The following is a 16,533-nucleotide window of genomic DNA, read 5'->3' on the forward strand; positions in this document are numbered from 1 at the left end:
TCCGCGGGCGGGGCCGCTCAGGCCTCGTTGAGATGCGCCAGCATCGACAGCGGGAAGCGCTGGCCGGCGATATGGTCATCGACGCAGCGCAGGACCATCGGGCTGCGGTGCAGGGACACGGTGGCGGCGACCTCGTCGCGGGTCAGCCAGACCGGGCGCTCGATGCCCTCGTCCAGCTTGTAGCCGGGCCGCTCGCGCAGGGCACGGGCGACGAAGGCGATGCGCAGGAAGCCGTACTCCAGGTCGGCCGGGTCGTAGTGGTAGATGCCGAGCACATGGGTCGGTTCGACCTCCCAGCCGCTTTCCTCCAGCGTTTCGCGGATCGCTCCCTCGACCAGGGTTTCGCCCTGCTCCCAGTGGCCCGCGGGCTGGTTCATGCGCAGCTCGCCCGCGATGCGCTCCTCCACCAGCAGGAAGCGGCCGTCGCGCTCGACCACGCAGGCGACGACCACGTGGGGTGTCCAGGCACTCACTGGGCGACGTCCTCGGGCGGCGGCGCGCCGGGTAGCAGGCCCTGGCGGCGCAGCCTGTGGAAGCCCTGGGCATCCGGTGGGCCCATCTGCATCAGCAGGTTCGGCAGCATCGGCGGCGCACCCGGCTTGGCGCGCGCGCGCAGGTCCAGTTCATAGCTCTGGTCCGGCGCCAGGCGCGCCTCTCCGCTGAGTTCCAGCGGGCCGGAGACCGACGACAGCTGCGCAACGATGTGGCCGTCCTCGGTCGTGACCTCGGCGCGGAAGTCACCCAGCGGCGTCGGCTGGCCCAGCGCCCAGGCCAGGCCCTGCAGGTCGACCGTGCCCTCGGCCTGCAGCAGGCGGCCCTTGGCCATGCGCAGCTGGCGGATGTCGAGGCCCAGCTGCCCGTCGAGCGGGACGAAGGGGAAGCCGGCGGCGGCGGCCACGGGGCGCAGGCCGCCGTTGGCGCGCAGGCCCGCCAGGCGCAGGGTGCCCAGCGGCGATACGGAGAGCTTGCCGTCCAGCAGCACGGGGTCGCGCGTCGACTGCAGTGCCAGCCCGACGCGGCCCAGCAGCAGCTGCGCCGGCTGCAGCTGCCAGCGCAGGTCCGAGACCAGGGTGCTGCCGTTGCGCACGACACCGGCCACGCGGCCGTCGACCAGGCGGCCTTCCAGGCCGAACAGCTCCACCGGCAGCGGCCGGTCCTTGGGCTTGAGCCAGGCATAGACGCTGGCGGCAGGGGCCTGGACCAGCAGGGCGACGGCCAGGAAACCCAGGCCGATCAACAGGAGGCTGCGGATCTTCATCAACGCACCAGGGACAGTTGCACGCTGACCAGGCCCGGCGTGGACTGCTTCTCGATCTCCGCCGTCTGGGCGTGGATGCCGAAGCGCGTCTCCAGTTCCTGCAGCCAGCGCAGCAGGTTGTCGGAGGGCACGTCCTCGATCCAGACCTTGACCTCGCGGTCGCCTTCCGGCTGGATGCGGCTGGGCGCCTTGCCCAGGGTGCCGCCGGCGCCCTGGTCGACGATGCTGAGGATCGAGGTGGTCCGGTTCACCGGCATGCCGCGGCCGGCATTGGCCTGCAACAGGGCGGCCAGTTCCTCGATGCGCGCCGCGACCACCCGCGCGGAAGCCAGGGCTTCCTCGCGCTGCTTCTGGGCCTTGACCAGCGGCTGCCAGATGCCGCCGTAGAGCACGGCGACGGTGACGACGACGGCGCAGAGCAGCACCATCCAGCGCTCGCGCGGGGCGAGCTGGGCGAACCATTCCTTGAGGCGGGCGAGGGCGGCGTTCATGGCGCGGGGCTCAGCTTGATGCGGACCTGCGCGCCTTCGGCGCCGGAGTTGGCGGACTGCACCTCCAGGCTGGCGGCGCGCGGCTGGGCGAACCAGGCACGCAACCCCTCCAGCGGCTGCAGGCTGCTGCCGCCAAGTGCGGCATAGAGCGCCCCCTCCCGGTACTGCACGCTCTGCAGCGTCATGCCGGGGGCCGCCGCCAGGGCATCCGCCAGCACCTGCATCAGCGGCAGCAGGCCGCCGCCGCCCTTGCCGGCCTTGAGCGCGGCGAACTGCTGCTCGACCTGGGCCGGCAGGTCGACGATGCGCGTCTCGGCGGGGAACAGCTGCTGGTAGCGCTGGACATTGGCGTCTTCCTGCTGCCGCAGCTGCTGGCGCAGCTGCCAGCCGGACACGCCGTGCAGCACGGCCGCAAAGCCGATCCACAGGGCCAGCAGCGCCGCGGTGATCTTCCAGGGCTGCCACAGACGCAGCAGGTCCTCGCGCTGCGAATAGCGTCCCTGCAGCAGGTTGATGCCGTTTTCCGGACGCTGGCTCTGCAGCAGGGCTTCCAGCGGCGAAATGAAGCCGGGCAGCAGTTCCACCGGCCAGGCCAGGCGGGTGAAGTCCGGCGAGATGTCGCGCGGCACGACGATGCGCAGCACCGCCTTGCGATCGGGGTCGGCCAGCTGCAGCATCAGTTCCAGGTCGTCCGGGCTGCAGGCGAAGGCGGAGAAGGCGGCGTTGCGGACCAGTACCTGGTCGCGTTCCGCCAGGGCGCTCCAGCGCTCGCCGTCGGCCGGCGCCAGGCACAGGGCGTCGGGCAGCATCAGGTCCGGGACCAGTCCGCGCTCGGTGAAGGGACGCAGCCAGTCGTCCATCTTCGCGCGGGCCACCACCGCGACCGGCCAGCGGCCGTCCTTCTGCTTCGGTCCGAGGGCGAAATGCAGGGTGTCGACATCGTCCGCCAGCTGGTCTTCCAGCGCGTAGGGCGCGGCCTGCAGCACCTTGGCGGCCTGCCGGGCCGGTACCTCCACCGAGGCCAGGCGCACGTCGGCAGCGGGGACCAGCACCACCAGGCGGTGGCCGGCGGCCTTCAGCAGGATCGTCTCCAGCGGCGCATGCTGCACCGGGAACGAGGCCACGGCCTGCGGCGACGCGATGCAATAGGCCGTGTCGGTGCCGGGGTCGGTGGCACGCAGGCGGATGTAGAGCGTGTTGCGCAAGTTGGCCTGGACTGAGTGCTTTTATTCGGTATCGATGCTGCGCGCGTACACGTAGGGCGCGGCGCCCTGGGCGGGCCGATAGTAGAAACTATACAGGGCCAGCCGGCCGCTGCCTACGAAGATCTCGGCCTGCAGCATGAAGTAGCTGCTACTGGTCGCCAGCATGGTCGTATCGGCATCACCGGCCCCGAAGACGGCGTTGGCGCCCCCCGTCAACTCACCGATGTTCTTGGCCGGTTTCCTGACCCGCTCCTCCAGGAACGTCTTCTGCAGCGGCCCCGGCTCCCGGGCCAGCGCGAACAGCACCGGCTCCGGCGCGGTGTTGGCGTTGATGGGCGTGCCGACCTGGGGCAGGGCCGTGACGTAGGGACGCAGCTTCACGTACAGCTCGCGCGTCACGCCCTTGACCGCCAGCAGCTCGGTGGGGCTTTCCATCAGCCGGTTGGGCACGCGGTAGGGCGGATTGAAGCCCAGGTACTCGGCATCCTCGCCGCCGTCGTAGCCGGTGGGGCTGGTGTCGGTGTCGATCCAGTCGCGGATCGCGGACGCCAGGCCCTGGGCCTGGAAGCTGTCGATCTCCAGGTAGCGCAGCAGGCGCAGGAACACGGCCTGCTGCCGGTCGAAGGCCTGCTTGTCCGGCACCGCGAGATTGTTGAGGTTGAAGCGCCCCTGCAGGTCCACCATCTGGCCGCGCGCGGCGCCCTCGTCGATGGGCAGGTAGTCCACCGGCTTGGCCCAGATATCCCCCAGGCCGTCGTACTGGTTGTCCTGGATGTCGCGCTCCAGGATGGTCAGCAGCCAGGACTCGATGCCGTCGGCGTACCACCAGGCGCGCTCCGAGTCCTGCAGGTTGGCGGCGCGGTGCACGGCGATGTTGGCCGAGGTCAGGATCGCGGTGGCCGCCACGGTGGCCAGCGCGACGACCAGGATGGCGGTGATCAGGGCGATGCCGCGCTGCCGCTTCACTGCGTAGTCTCCTCGGGAGCCGGATCCGGATTGGTTCCGGAACCCGCGCCGGAGCCGTTCGGCGTTGCACCACCGGCGGGCGCTCCCTGCGCTGGAGACACCTTCTTCAGGCCCAGGCGGAACAGGAACTGGAGTTCGCCCCAGCCTTCGCTGTCCAGCCGGATCTCCACCGCGATGGGAATCGGCGCATCGGCCCGGGCTCCGGTGCTGCTGGTCGGAGGCCAGCTCTCGTGCCACTCGCGGTTGTCGTCCAGGAAGCGCCAGCGCAGCTCGCGGACGTCGTCGAACAGCACCAGTTCCACCGGCTTGGAATCCTGCGCCTGGTCGAGCACCCGCCAGCTTTCGCGCTTGAGCTTCTTGCCGTCCAGGCGGTAGCTGACGCGCTCCAGTCCGGGACGCGGCAGCAGCAGCGGGTTGCGCCATCCGCCGCGGGTCAGCTCGACGCGGGCGTCGCGGGTGACGTGGATCGGCGGCTGCAGGTCGCCATAGGCATCGCGGGCAGGGCGGTTGCGCACCTGCTGGAAGTCCTCGCGCAGGCGGATGTAGGCCTTCTGCACGGCGGCGGTCTTTTCCATCGCCGCCTCGACGCCGGCACGGGTCTGCAGCACCGAGTCGAGTCCGCCGTAGGCCATCAGCGCGAACACCGCGAAGATCGCGATGACGACCAGCAGTTCCAGCAGGGTGAATCCGCGGACCGGCCTCATTGGCGCCCCGAGTCGGCGAGGAAGGCCGAGAGGCTGGCGACGGCGTCCTTGTTGCGCGCCTTGGACGGGCGCACGCTGATGTCGGCGCGGCGCAGGTGCGTATCGGGCGTGGCCTTGACCTCCACTTCCCATTTCCACTTCACGCCGGCCATCTCGACCTCGCCGTCGGACTTGCCGATGTCGGGCCAGGCCCGCTGCAGCGAGAGCTCGGTGAGGCGGTTGTGCGCCACCCACAGGGCCACGGTCTTCTCGCGCAGGCGGGCGGCGTTGTCGGCGTAGCGCGCCATGCCGGAGATGATCGCGCCCATCGCGATCGCCAGCACGGCCACCGCCACCAGCATCTCCAGCAGGGTGAAGCCGGCGGAACGCCTCATCGGCGCCTTGCCTTGGCTTCGCCGGATTCGAAGCTGAACTTGCCCAGCGCGTCGGACTCGACGGTATAGCGGGTCTGGCTGCCGTCGGCGCCCACCACCAGGCGGAAGGCGGTGACCTCGCCGCTAGGCAGCAGCAGGATCTGCGGCTTGGGCTCGGACTCCGCGTCGCCTTCCTCCACCTCCTGCGCCGGCGGCACCACGCGGTCCTCCACGCGCAGCTGCATGCCCAGCGGCGGCGCGAAGGGATGGGGGCGGAAGGGACCGCTGCCGGGGTAGGGTTCCCACTTGCCGTCCTTGCCCATGCCGAGGAATTCGTAGCGGTCGGGCAGGTAGCGGAAGCCGATCAGGATGCCCTTGATTTCGGCTTCCTCCAGCGCGAAGCGCAGCGTGCGGTCCAGCCGGCGCGCCTCGAACTCGATGCGGTCATCCACCGAGCGCCCGCCGAAGGGCAGCGTGGCGAACGTGAGCATCACGCCAATGATGACCATCACCACCAGCAGTTCGAGCAGGGTGAAGCCCCGCAGCGCGGCGGGGACGGCCGGACGGCCGGCGGGCCTGCGGCGCAAGGCGGCAGGACCTACTGGCGCGCGGCGTCCCAGTTGCCGACGTCGGCCGCCGAACCCTCGCCGCCCGGACGGTTGTCCGCCCCCAGCGAGAAGATGTCGAACTCGGCGTTCTTGGTACCGGGCGCGAGGTACTGGTAGGGGTTGCCCCAAGGGTCCTTGGGCAGCGACTTGATGTATCCGCCCGTCTTGTAGTTGCGCGGCTCCGGCTCGCCGGACGGCTTGGTCACCAGCGCCTCGAGACCCTGCTGCGTGCTGGGGTAGTAGAAGTTGTCGAGCTTGTACATGCTCAGCGCCGACTCCAGCGCGCGGATGTCCTGCTTCGCCTTGACGATGCGGGCCTCGTCCGGCTTGTCCATGATGTTGGGCACGACGAAGGCGGCGAGAATGCCGAGAATGACGACCACCACCATGATCTCGATCAGGGTGAAGCCGCCCTGGCGGCGCGCGGCGGAAGCTTGGTGCATGGGGATCGGAAGATGTCTGGAACAGGCCTGGATCGGCCGCAAAAAATGATAGCAGACTCGATTGTGCGTTCCGGTGAACGCTGGGCCGTCCCGGCCGGCGTCGCGCTGCTGTGCCTGCTGCTGGCCCTGGGCGGCGACCCCGTGCGCGACGCGCTGGCCTACCAGCGCGAGGCGGTTGCGGCGGGGCAGTGGTGGCGGCTGCTCGGCGCCAACTTCCTGCACCTGGGCTGGTATCACCTGCTGCTGAACCTGCTGGGCCTGTGGACCCTGCTGCTGCTGTGCCCCGAGCCGCTGCCCGCCAGGACCTGGCTGCTGCGCCTGCTGGTGCTGGGCCTGGCGGTGACGCTGGGGATCCATGTGCTGGCGCCGCAATGGCGCAGCTACGTCGGCTTCTCCGGCATCCTTCATGGCCTGTTCCTGCTGGGCCTGCTGCCGCAGGCGCTGCGGCGCGACGGCATCGCCCTGGCGGCCCTGGCCTGCCTGGCCGCCAAGCTTGCCTGGGAAGCCTTCAGCGGCACCCCGATTTCCGATGAACAGGCACTCGGTGGTAGGGTGGCGCAGGAGGCGCACTGGTTCGGCATCATCGCCGCCCTGTGCTACGCCGCCATCGCCGGCCTGCTCCGGCAAAGACGCCCCGCCGCGGCCTAGAGTCCGCGGTTGTTCCCACTCCGAAAAAAGAGCAAACCCCCAGGAATCATGCAATACGCAATCGTCTTCCCCGGCCAGGGCTCCCAGGCCGTCGGCATGCTGTCCGGCCATGCGGACCCCGTGATCGCCCAGACCTACGCCGAGGCTTCCTCCGTGCTGGGCTGGGATCTGGCCGCGCTGGTGGCCAACGGGCCGGCCGAAGAACTCAACCGCACCGAGCGTGCCCAGCCGGCCCTGCTGGCGGCCGGCATCGCCGCCTGGCGCCTGTGGCAGAAGCAGGGCCTGCCGCCCCCGGCCGCGCTGGCCGGCCACAGCCTGGGCGAATACAGTGCCCTGGTCGCGTCGGGCAGCCTGGACTTTGCCGATGCGCTGAAGCTGGTGGAACTGCGCGGCCAGCTGATGCAGGCCGCGGTGCCGGCCGGCACCGGCGGCATGATGGCCATCCTCGGGCTGGAGGACGAGCAGGTGGAGGCCGTATGCAGGGCCTACCCGGGCTCCGAGGTGCTGGAGCCGGTCAACTACAACTCCCCCGGCCAGGTCGTCGTGGCGGGCCAGAAGGCGGCGCTGGACTGGCTGGCGGCCAATGCCAAGGCGCAGGGGATCAAGCGCGCGCTGCCGCTGCCGGTTTCCGTCCCCTCGCACTGCTCCCTGATGCGCGGCGCGGCCGAGAAGCTGGCCGAGACGCTGGCCCTCACCACGGTCCGCGCCCCCTCGATTCCCGTGTTTCACAATTTTGACGCGCAGAGCCGTCAGGATGCCGGATCAATCCGCGAAGCACTTAAAGTACAGTTGTACTGCCCGGTGCGCTGGACCCAGACCATCCGGGGGCTTTCCGGACGGGGAATCGGGGTGTTCCTGGAGTGCGGTCCGGGCGAGGTGCTGGCGGGTTTGTGCAAGCGGATTGGCAAGGAGCTTGCAGCCGCTTCGCTGTCGGAGCCGGCGGGGCTGGAAAAGGCCCGCGGCCTGGCCTCCGGCGAAGCGGCGGTTTGCAGCCCGTCTGCCGCTTGATATATCATGCAAGTCATTGATCGCATTAGTAAAATAAACAGTCGTTCACGGATGGGCGGGATTTGGGAGTCAGGATCATGAAGTTGCAGGGCGAAACCGTCCTGGTCACCGGCGCCAGTCGCGGCATCGGCAAGGCCATCGCGGAACGGCTGGCGGCCGAGGGCGCCAAGGTCACCGGGACCGCCACCAGCGCCGCAGGCGCCGAGGCCATCCAGGCCTGGCTGGGGCCGCTGGGCGGGCAGGGCAAGGTGCTGGACGTGCGCGATGCCGCCGCCTGCGATGCCCTGATCGCGGAACTGGGCGCGGTGTCGGTGCTGGTCAACAATGCCGGCGTCACCCGCGACACCCTGCTGCTGCGCATGAAGAACGAGGACTGGGCGGACGTGCTGGAAACCGACCTCAGCTCGGTCTTCCGCCTGTCCCGTGCGGTGCTGCGCGGCATGATGAAGGCCCGCCACGGCCGCATCATCAGCGTGGGCTCGGTGGTCGGCACCATGGGCAACGCCGGCCAGGCCAACTATGCGGCCGCCAAGGCCGGCCTGATCGGCTTCTCCAAGTCGCTGGCCCGCGAGATCGGCTCCCGCGGCATCACGGTCAACGTGGTGGCCCCTGGATTCATCGACACCGACATGACGCAGAAACTGGGAGAAGATGCACGCACGGCGCTGCAGAACCAGATTCCGCTCGAACGACTCGGAAAACCGGAAGATATCGCCGCCGCGGTGGCCTTCCTGGCCTCGAAAGATGCCGGTTACATCACCGGCGAAACCCTGCATGTGAATGGTGGAATGCTGATGGCCTGACACGGGCTTTTCTGCAATGTCAACTGGCTTTGCAGGCTTGTGTTTTTGCCGCAACGCACCACTACAATACGCCGTCTCTCAAACAAACAGATTTACCCAGGAGTGATGCATGAGCACGTTGGAAGAGAAAGTAAAGAAGATCATCGCTGAGCAGCTGTCGGTCAGCGAAGATCAGATCACCCCCACCGCCTCTTTCGTCGAGGACCTGGGTGCCGACTCGCTGGACACCGTCGAGCTGGTGATGGCGCTGGAAGAAGAATTCGAAATCGACATCCCGGACGAGGAAGCCGAGAAGATCGTCACCTTCCAGGACGTCCTGAACTACATCAAGGCCCACACCCAGCAGGGTTGATGGCGCCGGGTACACCCCGCAAAAGAAACCCCCAAGCAGGAATCCTCTATGAGCCGCAGACGCGTCGTCGTCACCGGCCTGGGCATCGTCTCGCCCGTCGGCAACACGATTGATAGCGCATGGGAAGCGATCCTGGCCGGAAGGTCGGGCATCGGCCCCATCGAGTACTACGACGTGTCGGCCTATACGACCCGCTTCGGGGGCATGATCCGGAACTTTCGGGCCGAGGATTTCCTCGGCCCGAAGGAAGTCCGCCGCACCGACCCCTTCATCCACTACGGCGTCGCTGCCGCCAAGCAGGCCGTGAAGGACTCGGGGCTGGAGATCACGGATGCCAACCGTGAGCGGATCGGCATCTGCATCGGCTCGGGCATCGGCGGCATCGGCAGCATCGAGGCCGAGTGCGCCACGCTGCACAAGTCGGGGCCCAAGCGGGTCTCGCCGTTCTTCGTTCCCTCGTCGATCATCAACATGATCTCGGGGTATGTCTCGATCGACCTCGGCATCACCGGGCCGAACCTCGCCACGGTCACCGCCTGCACGACGGCGACCCACGCGATCGGCATCGGCGCCCGCCTGATCCAGGCCGGCGATGCCGATGTCTTCATCGTCGGCGCCGGCGAAGCCGGCTCCGCCCCCGCAGGCCTCGCCGGCTTCTGCCAGGCCCGCGCCCTGTCCACACGCAACGACGATCCGACCCGTGCCAGCCGGCCCTGGGACAAGGACCGCGACGGCTTCGTGCTCGGCGACGGTGCCGGCGTGCTGGTCCTGGAGGACCTGGAGCATGCCAAGGCCCGCGGCGCGAAGATCTATGCCGAGTTCATCGGCTTCGGCATGTCGGGCGACGCCTTCCACATCACGCTGCCGCCGGAAGACGGCAACGGCGCGCGCCGCTGCATGCAGGCCTGCCTGCGCAATGCCGGCCTGAACCCGGAAGACGTCCAGTACGTCAACGCCCACGGCACCTCGACCCCGGCCGGCGACATCGCCGAGACGCTGGCGGTGAAGGGCGCCTTCGGCGACCACGCCTACAAGCTGGCCGTGTCCTCGACCAAGTCGATGACCGGACACCTGCTGGGCGCCGCCGGCGGCATCGAGGCGATCTTCAGCGTGCTGGCCCTGCGCGACCAGGTCATCCCGCCGACGATCAACCTCGAGAATCCCAGCGAAGGTTGCGACCTGGATTACGTGCCGCACACGGCGCGTCAGGCCAAGCTGGAGGTGGCGATCTCCAATTCCTTCGGCTTCGGCGGTACCAACGGCACCGTGGCGTTCAGGCGTTTCGCCTGACGCGGAACGGGATGGCGTACACTCCGCGCGCATGAGTTTGCGCGCTGAAATCGCTGGTTCCATTGACCTTTTCGAAGTGCACCGGCAGGCGCCGGAGCGCTATCCCTTCCTGCTGCAGAGCGTCGCCGGGCACCCCCAGTCCGGCCGCTACGACATCCTCTTCGCCTTTCCCGGTCGCAGCCTCGCGGCCCAAGCCGCGGCGGGCGGCGATTTCTTCGGCGAACTGTCCCGATCGATCCGCGAGGAAGCCGCGTTTTCCGCGGCGCCCGAACTGCCGTTCTGCGGCGGCTGGTTCCTGCTGCTGGGCTACGAGGCGGCGCGCTTCGTGGAGCCCAGCCTGCGCCTGCCGGGCTCGCCGCACCGGCTGCCCGACGCGTTGGCCGTGCGCTGCACGGCGGCGGCCATCCACGATCGCGAGCGCGGTGTCACGACGCTGCTGGCCGAGCGCGACCCGGCACAGCTGGAGCAATTGCGCCGGGATGTGGATAAGTACTTTAACAATGATCTACAAGACATTGATTTAAAATTGATATCGTCTGTGGAAGAAGATCCGGAGGAGCGCTTCCTGGAGGGCGTCCGGCGCATCCTGGACTATCTCCAGGCCGGAGATATCTTCCAGGCCAACCTGTCCCGCGCCTGGCGTGCACAGCTGGCGCCCGGCCGCGGCTACGTGGACCTCTACCGCAGCCTGCGGCGCCGCAATCCGGCGCCCTTCGCGGGCCTGGCCTGCTGGGGCGGCAGCGCGGTGCTGAGCTCCTCGCCGGAGCGCCTGGTGCAGATCGACGCCGGCTGGGCGCAGACCCGGCCCATCGCCGGGACCCGGCCCCGCAGCGCCTCCGCCGCGGAGGACGAGCGGCTCAAGCAGGGCCTGATCGGCAACCTCAAGGAGCGCGCCGAGCATGTCATGCTGATCGACCTGGAGCGCAACGACCTGGGCCGTGTCTGCGAGCCCGGCAGTGTCGAGGTCAGCGAGCTGATGACGATCGAGAGCTACGCCCACGTGCACCATATCGTCTCCAACGTGCGCGGGCGGCTACGCGCCGGCCTGGGGCCGGCCGAGGTGCTGCGGGCGGTCTTTCCGGGCGGCACGATCACTGGCTGCCCCAAGGTGCGGGCCATGGAGATCATCGCGGAACTGGAAGGGGTGGGGCGCGGGCCCTACACCGGTGCGATGGGCTATCTCTCGCATGGCGGGCGGCTGGACACCAACATCCTGATCCGCAGCCTGGTCTGCGAGGGCGACCGCGTCAGCTTCCGCACCGGCGCCGGTATCGTCGCCGACTCGAAGCCGGAGGCGGAGCTGGCGGAAACACGCGCCAAGGCACGCGGTCTGCTGCTGGCTTTGGGAGCCGCGGCATGAACGGCGCCTTGTACAACGGCGCCGGCAGCAGCGACGAAGTGCTGCTGTCACGCGGCCTGCACTACGGCGACGGCGTGTTCCGCACCATGCTGCTGTGGCAGGGCGCGGTGCCGGACCTGCGGCGCCAGCTGGACGTCCTGGAGCGCGACGCGGCGCGCCTGGCCCTGTTGCCGCCGCCGCGGGAGGTGCTGGAGAAGGAGATCGCCTCGCTCTGCGCCGACGAGGAGGCCGGCGTGGTCAAGCTGATCCTCAGCCGCCGCGCCGGGGGGCGCGGCTACCGGCCCGCGGGCGACGGCTGCGACCGCCTGCTGCTGCGCCTGCCGGCGCCGAAGTATCCGGCCGCCCACTGGGAACAGGGCATTCGCTGCGGACTCAGCCCCGTGCGGCTCGCCGACCAGCCGCTGCTGGCGGGCATCAAGCACCTGAACCGCCTGGAGCAGGTCCTGGCCAGCCGCGACTGGCCGGAAGGTGCCGAAGAACTGTTCGTGTGCGATGCTCGGGGGCTGGTGGTCTCCGGCACCCGCAGCAACCTGTTCAGCATGTCGGAAGGATGCCTGCGGACCTCACCGCTGGAACGCTGCGGCATCCGCGGCATGATGCGCGAAAAGATCCTGGAGCTGGCCGAGCAACTGCAGATTCCCGTGTACTTCGATGAACCCACTCCCGACCTGCTGCGGCAGGCGGACGAAATCTTCGTCAGCAACAGCCTGATCGGCCTCTGGCCGGTGCGGGACTTCGACGGCACGGCGCTGGCGGCGCCGGGCCCGCTGACACGGCGGCTGGCTGCCGCCCTCAACCATCCGAAAATGCTCTGATGCGTACCTTCTTCGCGCTGCTGCTGCTGCTCCTGGCCGGTTCGGGAGCCGTCGGCTGGGACGCCAGCCGCCTGCTGCAGGCCCCGCTGCCGCTGTCGCGGACCGAATCGCTGGAGATCGCGCCGGGCAGTTCGCTGACCACGGCGCTGAACGGCTTGCAGGAGCGCGGCATCGTGCAGCCCCAGCGCCTGGCCCTGTACCTGCGGCTCTACGCCCGCTTCACCGGTGTCTCCGGCCAGATCAAGGCCGGCGAGTACGCGCTGCAGCCGGGCCTGAATCCGCTGGACCTGCTGGCGCTGATGGTGGAGGGCAAGACGCGCCTGCACGAACTGCGCCTGACCGAGGGCTGGACCTTCGCCCAGGCCGTGAAGCTGATGCGAGCGCATCCGGCGATCCGCCAGACGCGGCCCGAGGCCACGTCCGAGGAGCTGATGGCGGCGATCGGCCGCGCGGGGGTGCATCCGGAAGGCCGCCTGTTCCCGGACACCTATCGCTTCCCCAAGGGGACGACCGACATCGACTTCCTGCGCCGCGCCGCCGATGCGCTGGACAAGGCGCTGGCGCAGGAATGGGAGACGCGCGAAGCGGACCTGCCCTACGCCACGCCGGAAGAGGCGCTGACGATGGCCTCGATCATCGAGAAGGAAACCGGTGCCGCCTTCGAGCGCCCGCAGATCGGCGGGGTGTTCGTGCGCCGCCTGCGCATGGGCATACGCCTGCAGACCGATCCGACGATCATCTACGGGCTGGGCGAGGGCTTCGACGGCAACATCCGCAAGGCGGACCTGCTGGCCGACAATCCCTACAACAGCTATACCCGCGACGGCTTGCCGCCGTCGCCGATCTGCCTGCCCAGCCGCGCGGCGATCAATGCCGCGCTGCATCCGGCGCCGGGCACCGCCATCTTCTTCGTGTCCAAGGGCGATGGCACGCACCAGTTCTCCGACACGCTGGCCGAGCACGAGGCCGCGGTGCGCCGCTACCAGCTGGGGCGCCCATGAGCCGCGGCCGCTTCATCACGCTGGAAGGCGGCGAGGGTGCGGGCAAATCCACCCACGCCGCCGCCATCCGCGACTGGCTGCAGGCACGCGGCCGCGAGGTCGTGCTGACCCGCGAGCCCGGCGGCTCGCCGCTGGCCGAGGAGATCCGCCGCGTGGTGCTGCAGCCCTGGGCCGAGGGCGTGGGCGCCGAGAGCGAGGTGCTGCTGATGTTCGCGGCGCGCGCCGCGCACCTCAAGGCCACGGTGCTGCCGGCACTGGCGGCGGGCAGGGACGTGGTCTGCGACCGCTTCATCGACTCTTCCTACGCCTACCAGGGCGCCGGCAAGGGCCTGGGCGAGCAGCATATCGCCGCACTGGAAAGACTGGTCCTCGGGGACTTCCGCGCCGACCTGACCCTGGTGTTCGACCTGCCGCCGGAACAGGGCCTGGCACGCGCGCGCGGACGCGGCGAAGTCAACCGCTTCGAGGACGAGTCGCTGGCCTACATGGGACGCGTGCGCGAGTGCTTCCTGCGCCGCGCGGCGGCGGACCCTCGACGCTGCGTGGTGATCGATGCGGCACCGCCGCTCGAGCGGGTGCGCGAGTCGCTGCATGCCGTGCTGGAGGGCCGCCTGTGAGCGCGATGGCGCAGCCGCTGCCCTGGCAGAAGGAACTCTGGCTGGACGTCAGCGCCCTGGTGCTGCAGAACCGCCTGGCGCATGCGCTGCTGCTGACGGGGCCCCAGGGCGTGGGCCGCCGGACCTTCGCCCGCGCGCTGACCGCCTTCCTGCTCTGCGAGCAGCGTTCGGGCTATGCCTGCGGCCAGTGCCGCAGCTGCCAACAGCTCGCGGCGGGCAACCACCCCAACGCGCTGCTGCTGAGCCGGGAGGGCCTGCACGGCCTGGCCCTGACCCCCAGCGGCCGCCACGACCAGGGCCTGGCGCACTGGACTCCCGACAAGGACAGCAAGAAGCGCGACATCGCCGCCGACGCGGTACGCAAGATGATCGAGATGCTGTCGCTGTCCACGCACTACCACGGCTCGCGCGTGGTGGTGTTCGATCCCGCCGAGGCGCTCAACGAAGCCAGCCTCAACTCGTTGCTCAAGACCATCGAGGAGCCGCCGCCGGGAACGCACCTGCTGCTGGTCTCCGAGCGTCCGCAGGCCCTCAAGGCGACGCTGCGCAGCCGCTGCCAGCGCCTGCGCTTCGCCACGCCCGCGCAGGACCAGGCGCTGGAGTGGCTGCGTGCGCGCAAGCCCAAGGCCGATGCGGCGCTGTTGCAGGAGGCGCGCGGCGCGCCGCTGCGGGCGCTGGAACTGGACGAGTCCGACGAGCGCGCGCGGGCGCGCGACTGGTCGGAGCTGCTGGCCGGCGTGCTGCAGCTCAAGCAGGAGCCGATCGCCGCGGCGCAGCGCATCGGCAAGGACGACGCCGGTGCCTTCCTGGCCTGGCTGCTGGGCTGGCTGACCGGGGCGCTGAGGCAGGCCCTGGGCGGCAGCGGCCTGCTGCCGCCGCCGGAGCTGCACCGCCTGATCCAGGAGGCCACCGACGCCCGCCGGCGCCTGGAGGGCAACGCCAACCCGCAGATGCTGCTGGAAGCCCTGCTGGTGCTGGCCTCGCGCCAGGCCCGCGCGCAGCGGCGCACCTGACGGGCAAATCAGGTACATTGGCCGCATACCGACAACGAGGAGGGGGAGTGTGAGTACACCGGCACCACGTCCAGGCGGCGCCCAGCCCGGCATCCTGACCTTGAACATCAAGGACAAGTCGGCGCTGTACGTGGCGTACATGCCGTTCGTGAAGAACGGCGGGCTGTTCATTCCGACGAACAAGGAATACCGGCTCGGCGACGAGGTGTTCATCCTGCTGACGCTGATGGACGGCGCCGAGCGCCTGCCCGTTGCAGGCAAGGTGGTCTGGGTGACGCCGCGCGGCGCGCAGAACAAGCGCCTGCAGGGCATCGGCGTGCAGTTCAGCACGCAGGACGGAGGCACCACGCAGAAGAAGATCGAGACGCTGCTGGCAGGCGCCCTGGGGGCCGACCGCCCCACGCACACGATGTAGGGCCGCCCCCTGCCGCAACGCAAAAGCCCTCCGCGAAGGAGGGCTTTTTGCGTTGCGGCGACGGACGGGGCTCAGGCAGCGGCCGGCGGCGGAATGCCCTTGTCCAGCACGTAGGCGTCGTAGCCCTTCTGGGTCAGGATGAATACCGCCACCGAGCTGCGGCGGCCGGTGTCGCAGCAGACGATCCAGGTGGTCTTGGGATCGACCAGGGTCAGCTTCATGCGCAGCATGTACAGCGGCAGGTTGAGGCTGTCGGGCAGGCTGTGGGCCTGGAATTCGCTGGGCAGGCGCACATCCAGGTACTTGGCCTGGCCGCTGGCCACCAGCTTCTGCGCCTCCGCCAGGCTGATCTTGCGCGCCAGCGGCTCGTTCAGCAGCTTGCGGAAGTCGTCCTTGGACAGGCGCATCAGGCTGCCGCGGGTCAGGGCCGTAACCGTGGCGTTGCGCTTGGCGTCGGAGATCAGTGCCTCCTCGCCGAAGCAGGATCCGGTTTCCAGCTCCGCCAAGCGCACGGCCTTCTGGTTGGGCTGCTCGCGGGTCACCATGCAGCGGCCCGACATGATGACGTAGAAGAAGTCGCCGTCGTCGCCCTGCTTGACCACGACCTGGCCGGGCTCGACCTTGACCTCCTGCATGCGCATGAACATCGCCTGCAGGTTGGACGGCGGAATCATCTGGAACGTGCGCATCTGCAGCAGCTTGGCCATCCAGTCGTCGCCGGATGCGCTGTCGCCGGTCTGCAGCTCCCCGACCTCGAAGCTGCCGGTCTGGTCCCAGGTGAGCATCACGTCGAGCAGGCCGGCGTCCACGGTGAAGTACTGCACCGGTCCGTTGCAGCGGGCGGAGACCTTGCGCGGCGACTGGTGCGCCACGCGGTGGTGGGCGGTGGGATCGCCGGCGCGCAGGCGGGCGATCGGCTTGCCGCTGGCGTCTTCCAGGTGCAGCTCGCCGCTGATCAGGAAGATCGCGTTGGTGGCCGAATCGCCGATCTTGAACAGGTAATCGCCGGAACGGCCGGTGGTCACCACGGCCTTCTTGGCCAGGTCCGCGCGGCTCTCCGGCCGCAGTGCATTCAGCGGCACGTAGTTCGCGAAGACGGCGGGGTCGATGGCCGTGCCCGTACTCATGGACGTATCAGGATGGTCGGTTTTATGGGTCGTTATGGGGCAATGCTAGCACGCAG

At 69.3% G+C, this 16,533-nt stretch carries 21 protein-coding genes; 11 read left to right on the forward strand and 10 right to left on the reverse strand.

What is annotated here, in order from left to right; all coding sequences use genetic code 11:
- Positions 1-17: 17 nt before the first annotated feature.
- The 9 genes from C3942_RS15155 to gspG are packed head-to-tail and all read right to left on the reverse strand — an operon-like array spanning position 18 to position 6,028.
- Positions 18-473 (reverse strand): NUDIX hydrolase, encoded by a 456-nt coding sequence (locus tag C3942_RS15155; protein WP_104231194.1) that lies wholly within the window; start codon positions 471-473, stop codon positions 18-20.
- A complete protein-coding gene (locus C3942_RS15160; protein ID WP_104231195.1) occupies positions 470-1,258 on the reverse strand; it encodes a type II secretion system protein N in 789 nt (262 codons plus the stop codon). The genes C3942_RS15155 and C3942_RS15160 overlap by 4 nt, the downstream gene beginning before the upstream one ends.
- Complete coding sequence (locus C3942_RS15165; protein WP_104231196.1) at positions 1,258-1,749, reverse strand: type II secretion system protein M; 492 nt, start codon at positions 1,747-1,749, stop codon at positions 1,258-1,260. Before C3942_RS15165 ends, C3942_RS15160 begins: the two co-directional genes overlap by 1 nt.
- Positions 1,746-2,954, reverse strand: coding sequence for a type II secretion system protein GspL (gene gspL, locus C3942_RS15170; protein WP_104231197.1), 1,209 nt, complete (start codon positions 2,952-2,954; stop codon positions 1,746-1,748). Before gspL ends, C3942_RS15165 begins: the two co-directional genes overlap by 4 nt.
- Before the next feature lie 21 nt (positions 2,955-2,975).
- Complete coding sequence (gene gspK / locus C3942_RS15175) at positions 2,976-3,920, reverse strand: type II secretion system minor pseudopilin GspK (protein WP_165797469.1); 945 nt, start codon at positions 3,918-3,920, stop codon at positions 2,976-2,978.
- Entirely contained in the window at positions 3,917-4,624 is a 708-nt protein-coding gene (gene gspJ / locus C3942_RS15180) for a type II secretion system minor pseudopilin GspJ (protein ID WP_104231199.1), read from the reverse strand. Before gspJ ends, gspK begins: the two co-directional genes overlap by 4 nt.
- A complete protein-coding gene (gene gspI, locus C3942_RS15185; RefSeq protein WP_104231200.1) occupies positions 4,621-4,998 on the reverse strand; it encodes a type II secretion system minor pseudopilin GspI in 378 nt (125 codons plus the stop codon). The genes gspJ and gspI overlap by 4 nt, the downstream gene beginning before the upstream one ends.
- On the reverse strand, positions 4,995-5,564 hold the full coding sequence (gene gspH / locus C3942_RS15190; RefSeq protein ID WP_104231201.1) for a type II secretion system minor pseudopilin GspH: 570 nt from the start codon (positions 5,562-5,564) through the stop codon (positions 4,995-4,997). The genes gspI and gspH overlap by 4 nt, the downstream gene beginning before the upstream one ends.
- 11 nt (positions 5,565-5,575) lie before the next feature.
- Complete coding sequence (gspG, locus tag C3942_RS15195) at positions 5,576-6,028, reverse strand: type II secretion system major pseudopilin GspG (protein WP_104231202.1); 453 nt, start codon at positions 6,026-6,028, stop codon at positions 5,576-5,578.
- 63 nt (positions 6,029-6,091) lie between these two features.
- On the opposite strand from gspG, the gene rrtA reads away from it, so the two are divergent.
- The 11 genes from rrtA (at position 6,092) to C3942_RS15250 (ending at position 15,350) form a co-directional block, all read left to right on the forward strand.
- Positions 6,092-6,676 carry a rhombosortase gene (rrtA, locus tag C3942_RS15200; protein ID WP_243393623.1) on the forward strand — a complete coding sequence of 195 codons (585 nt, stop codon included), beginning with the start codon at positions 6,092-6,094 and terminating at the stop codon, positions 6,674-6,676.
- Positions 6,677-6,721: 45 nt separating this feature from the next.
- Positions 6,722-7,684: an ACP S-malonyltransferase gene (gene fabD / locus C3942_RS15205; RefSeq protein WP_104231264.1), complete on the forward strand. Its 963-nt coding sequence runs from the start codon at positions 6,722-6,724 to the stop codon at positions 7,682-7,684.
- Between the two features lie 77 nt (positions 7,685-7,761).
- A complete protein-coding gene (fabG, locus tag C3942_RS15210; protein ID WP_104231204.1) occupies positions 7,762-8,487 on the forward strand; it encodes a 3-oxoacyl-ACP reductase FabG in 726 nt (241 codons plus the stop codon).
- Positions 8,488-8,596: 109 nt separating this feature from the next.
- Positions 8,597-8,839: an acyl carrier protein gene (gene acpP, locus C3942_RS15215; RefSeq protein ID WP_104231205.1), complete on the forward strand. Its 243-nt coding sequence runs from the start codon at positions 8,597-8,599 to the stop codon at positions 8,837-8,839.
- A gap of 48 nt (positions 8,840-8,887) precedes the next feature.
- Positions 8,888-10,129, forward strand: a complete 1,242-nt coding sequence (gene fabF / locus C3942_RS15220; RefSeq protein WP_104231206.1) for a beta-ketoacyl-ACP synthase II — start codon at positions 8,888-8,890, stop codon at positions 10,127-10,129.
- A gap of 31 nt (positions 10,130-10,160) precedes the next feature.
- Entirely contained in the window at positions 10,161-11,489 is a 1,329-nt protein-coding gene (locus C3942_RS15225; RefSeq protein ID WP_104231207.1) for an aminodeoxychorismate synthase component I, read from the forward strand.
- Complete coding sequence (gene pabC / locus C3942_RS15230; protein ID WP_104231208.1) at positions 11,486-12,304, forward strand: aminodeoxychorismate lyase; 819 nt, start codon at positions 11,486-11,488, stop codon at positions 12,302-12,304. The genes C3942_RS15225 and pabC overlap by 4 nt, the downstream gene beginning before the upstream one ends.
- The gene (gene mltG, locus C3942_RS15235; RefSeq protein WP_104231209.1) at positions 12,304-13,305 is read left to right on the forward strand and encodes an endolytic transglycosylase MltG; all 1,002 of its coding nucleotides are present in this window, start codon (positions 12,304-12,306) and stop codon (positions 13,303-13,305) included. Before pabC ends, mltG begins: the two co-directional genes overlap by 1 nt.
- Positions 13,302-13,922 (forward strand): dTMP kinase, encoded by a 621-nt coding sequence (gene tmk / locus C3942_RS15240; RefSeq protein WP_104231210.1) that lies wholly within the window; start codon positions 13,302-13,304, stop codon positions 13,920-13,922. The genes mltG and tmk overlap by 4 nt, the downstream gene beginning before the upstream one ends.
- A 5-nt stretch (positions 13,923-13,927) precedes the next feature.
- Complete coding sequence (gene holB / locus C3942_RS15245) at positions 13,928-14,935, forward strand: DNA polymerase III subunit delta' (RefSeq protein ID WP_104231211.1); 1,008 nt, start codon at positions 13,928-13,930, stop codon at positions 14,933-14,935.
- 49 nt (positions 14,936-14,984) lie between these two features.
- On the forward strand, positions 14,985-15,350 hold the full coding sequence (locus tag C3942_RS15250; protein WP_104231212.1) for a PilZ domain-containing protein: 366 nt from the start codon (positions 14,985-14,987) through the stop codon (positions 15,348-15,350).
- A 71-nt stretch (positions 15,351-15,421) separates the two neighbouring features.
- On the opposite strand, the gene C3942_RS15255 is transcribed toward C3942_RS15250, so the two are convergent.
- Positions 15,422-16,477 (reverse strand): cyclic nucleotide-binding domain-containing protein, encoded by a 1,056-nt coding sequence (locus C3942_RS15255; RefSeq protein ID WP_104231213.1) that lies wholly within the window; start codon positions 16,475-16,477, stop codon positions 15,422-15,424.
- Positions 16,478-16,533: the final 56 nt, after the last annotated feature.

The organism is Solimonas fluminis (genome assembly GCF_002930645.1).
Lineage (GTDB): Bacteria > Pseudomonadota > Gammaproteobacteria > Nevskiales > Nevskiaceae > Solimonas_A > Solimonas_A fluminis.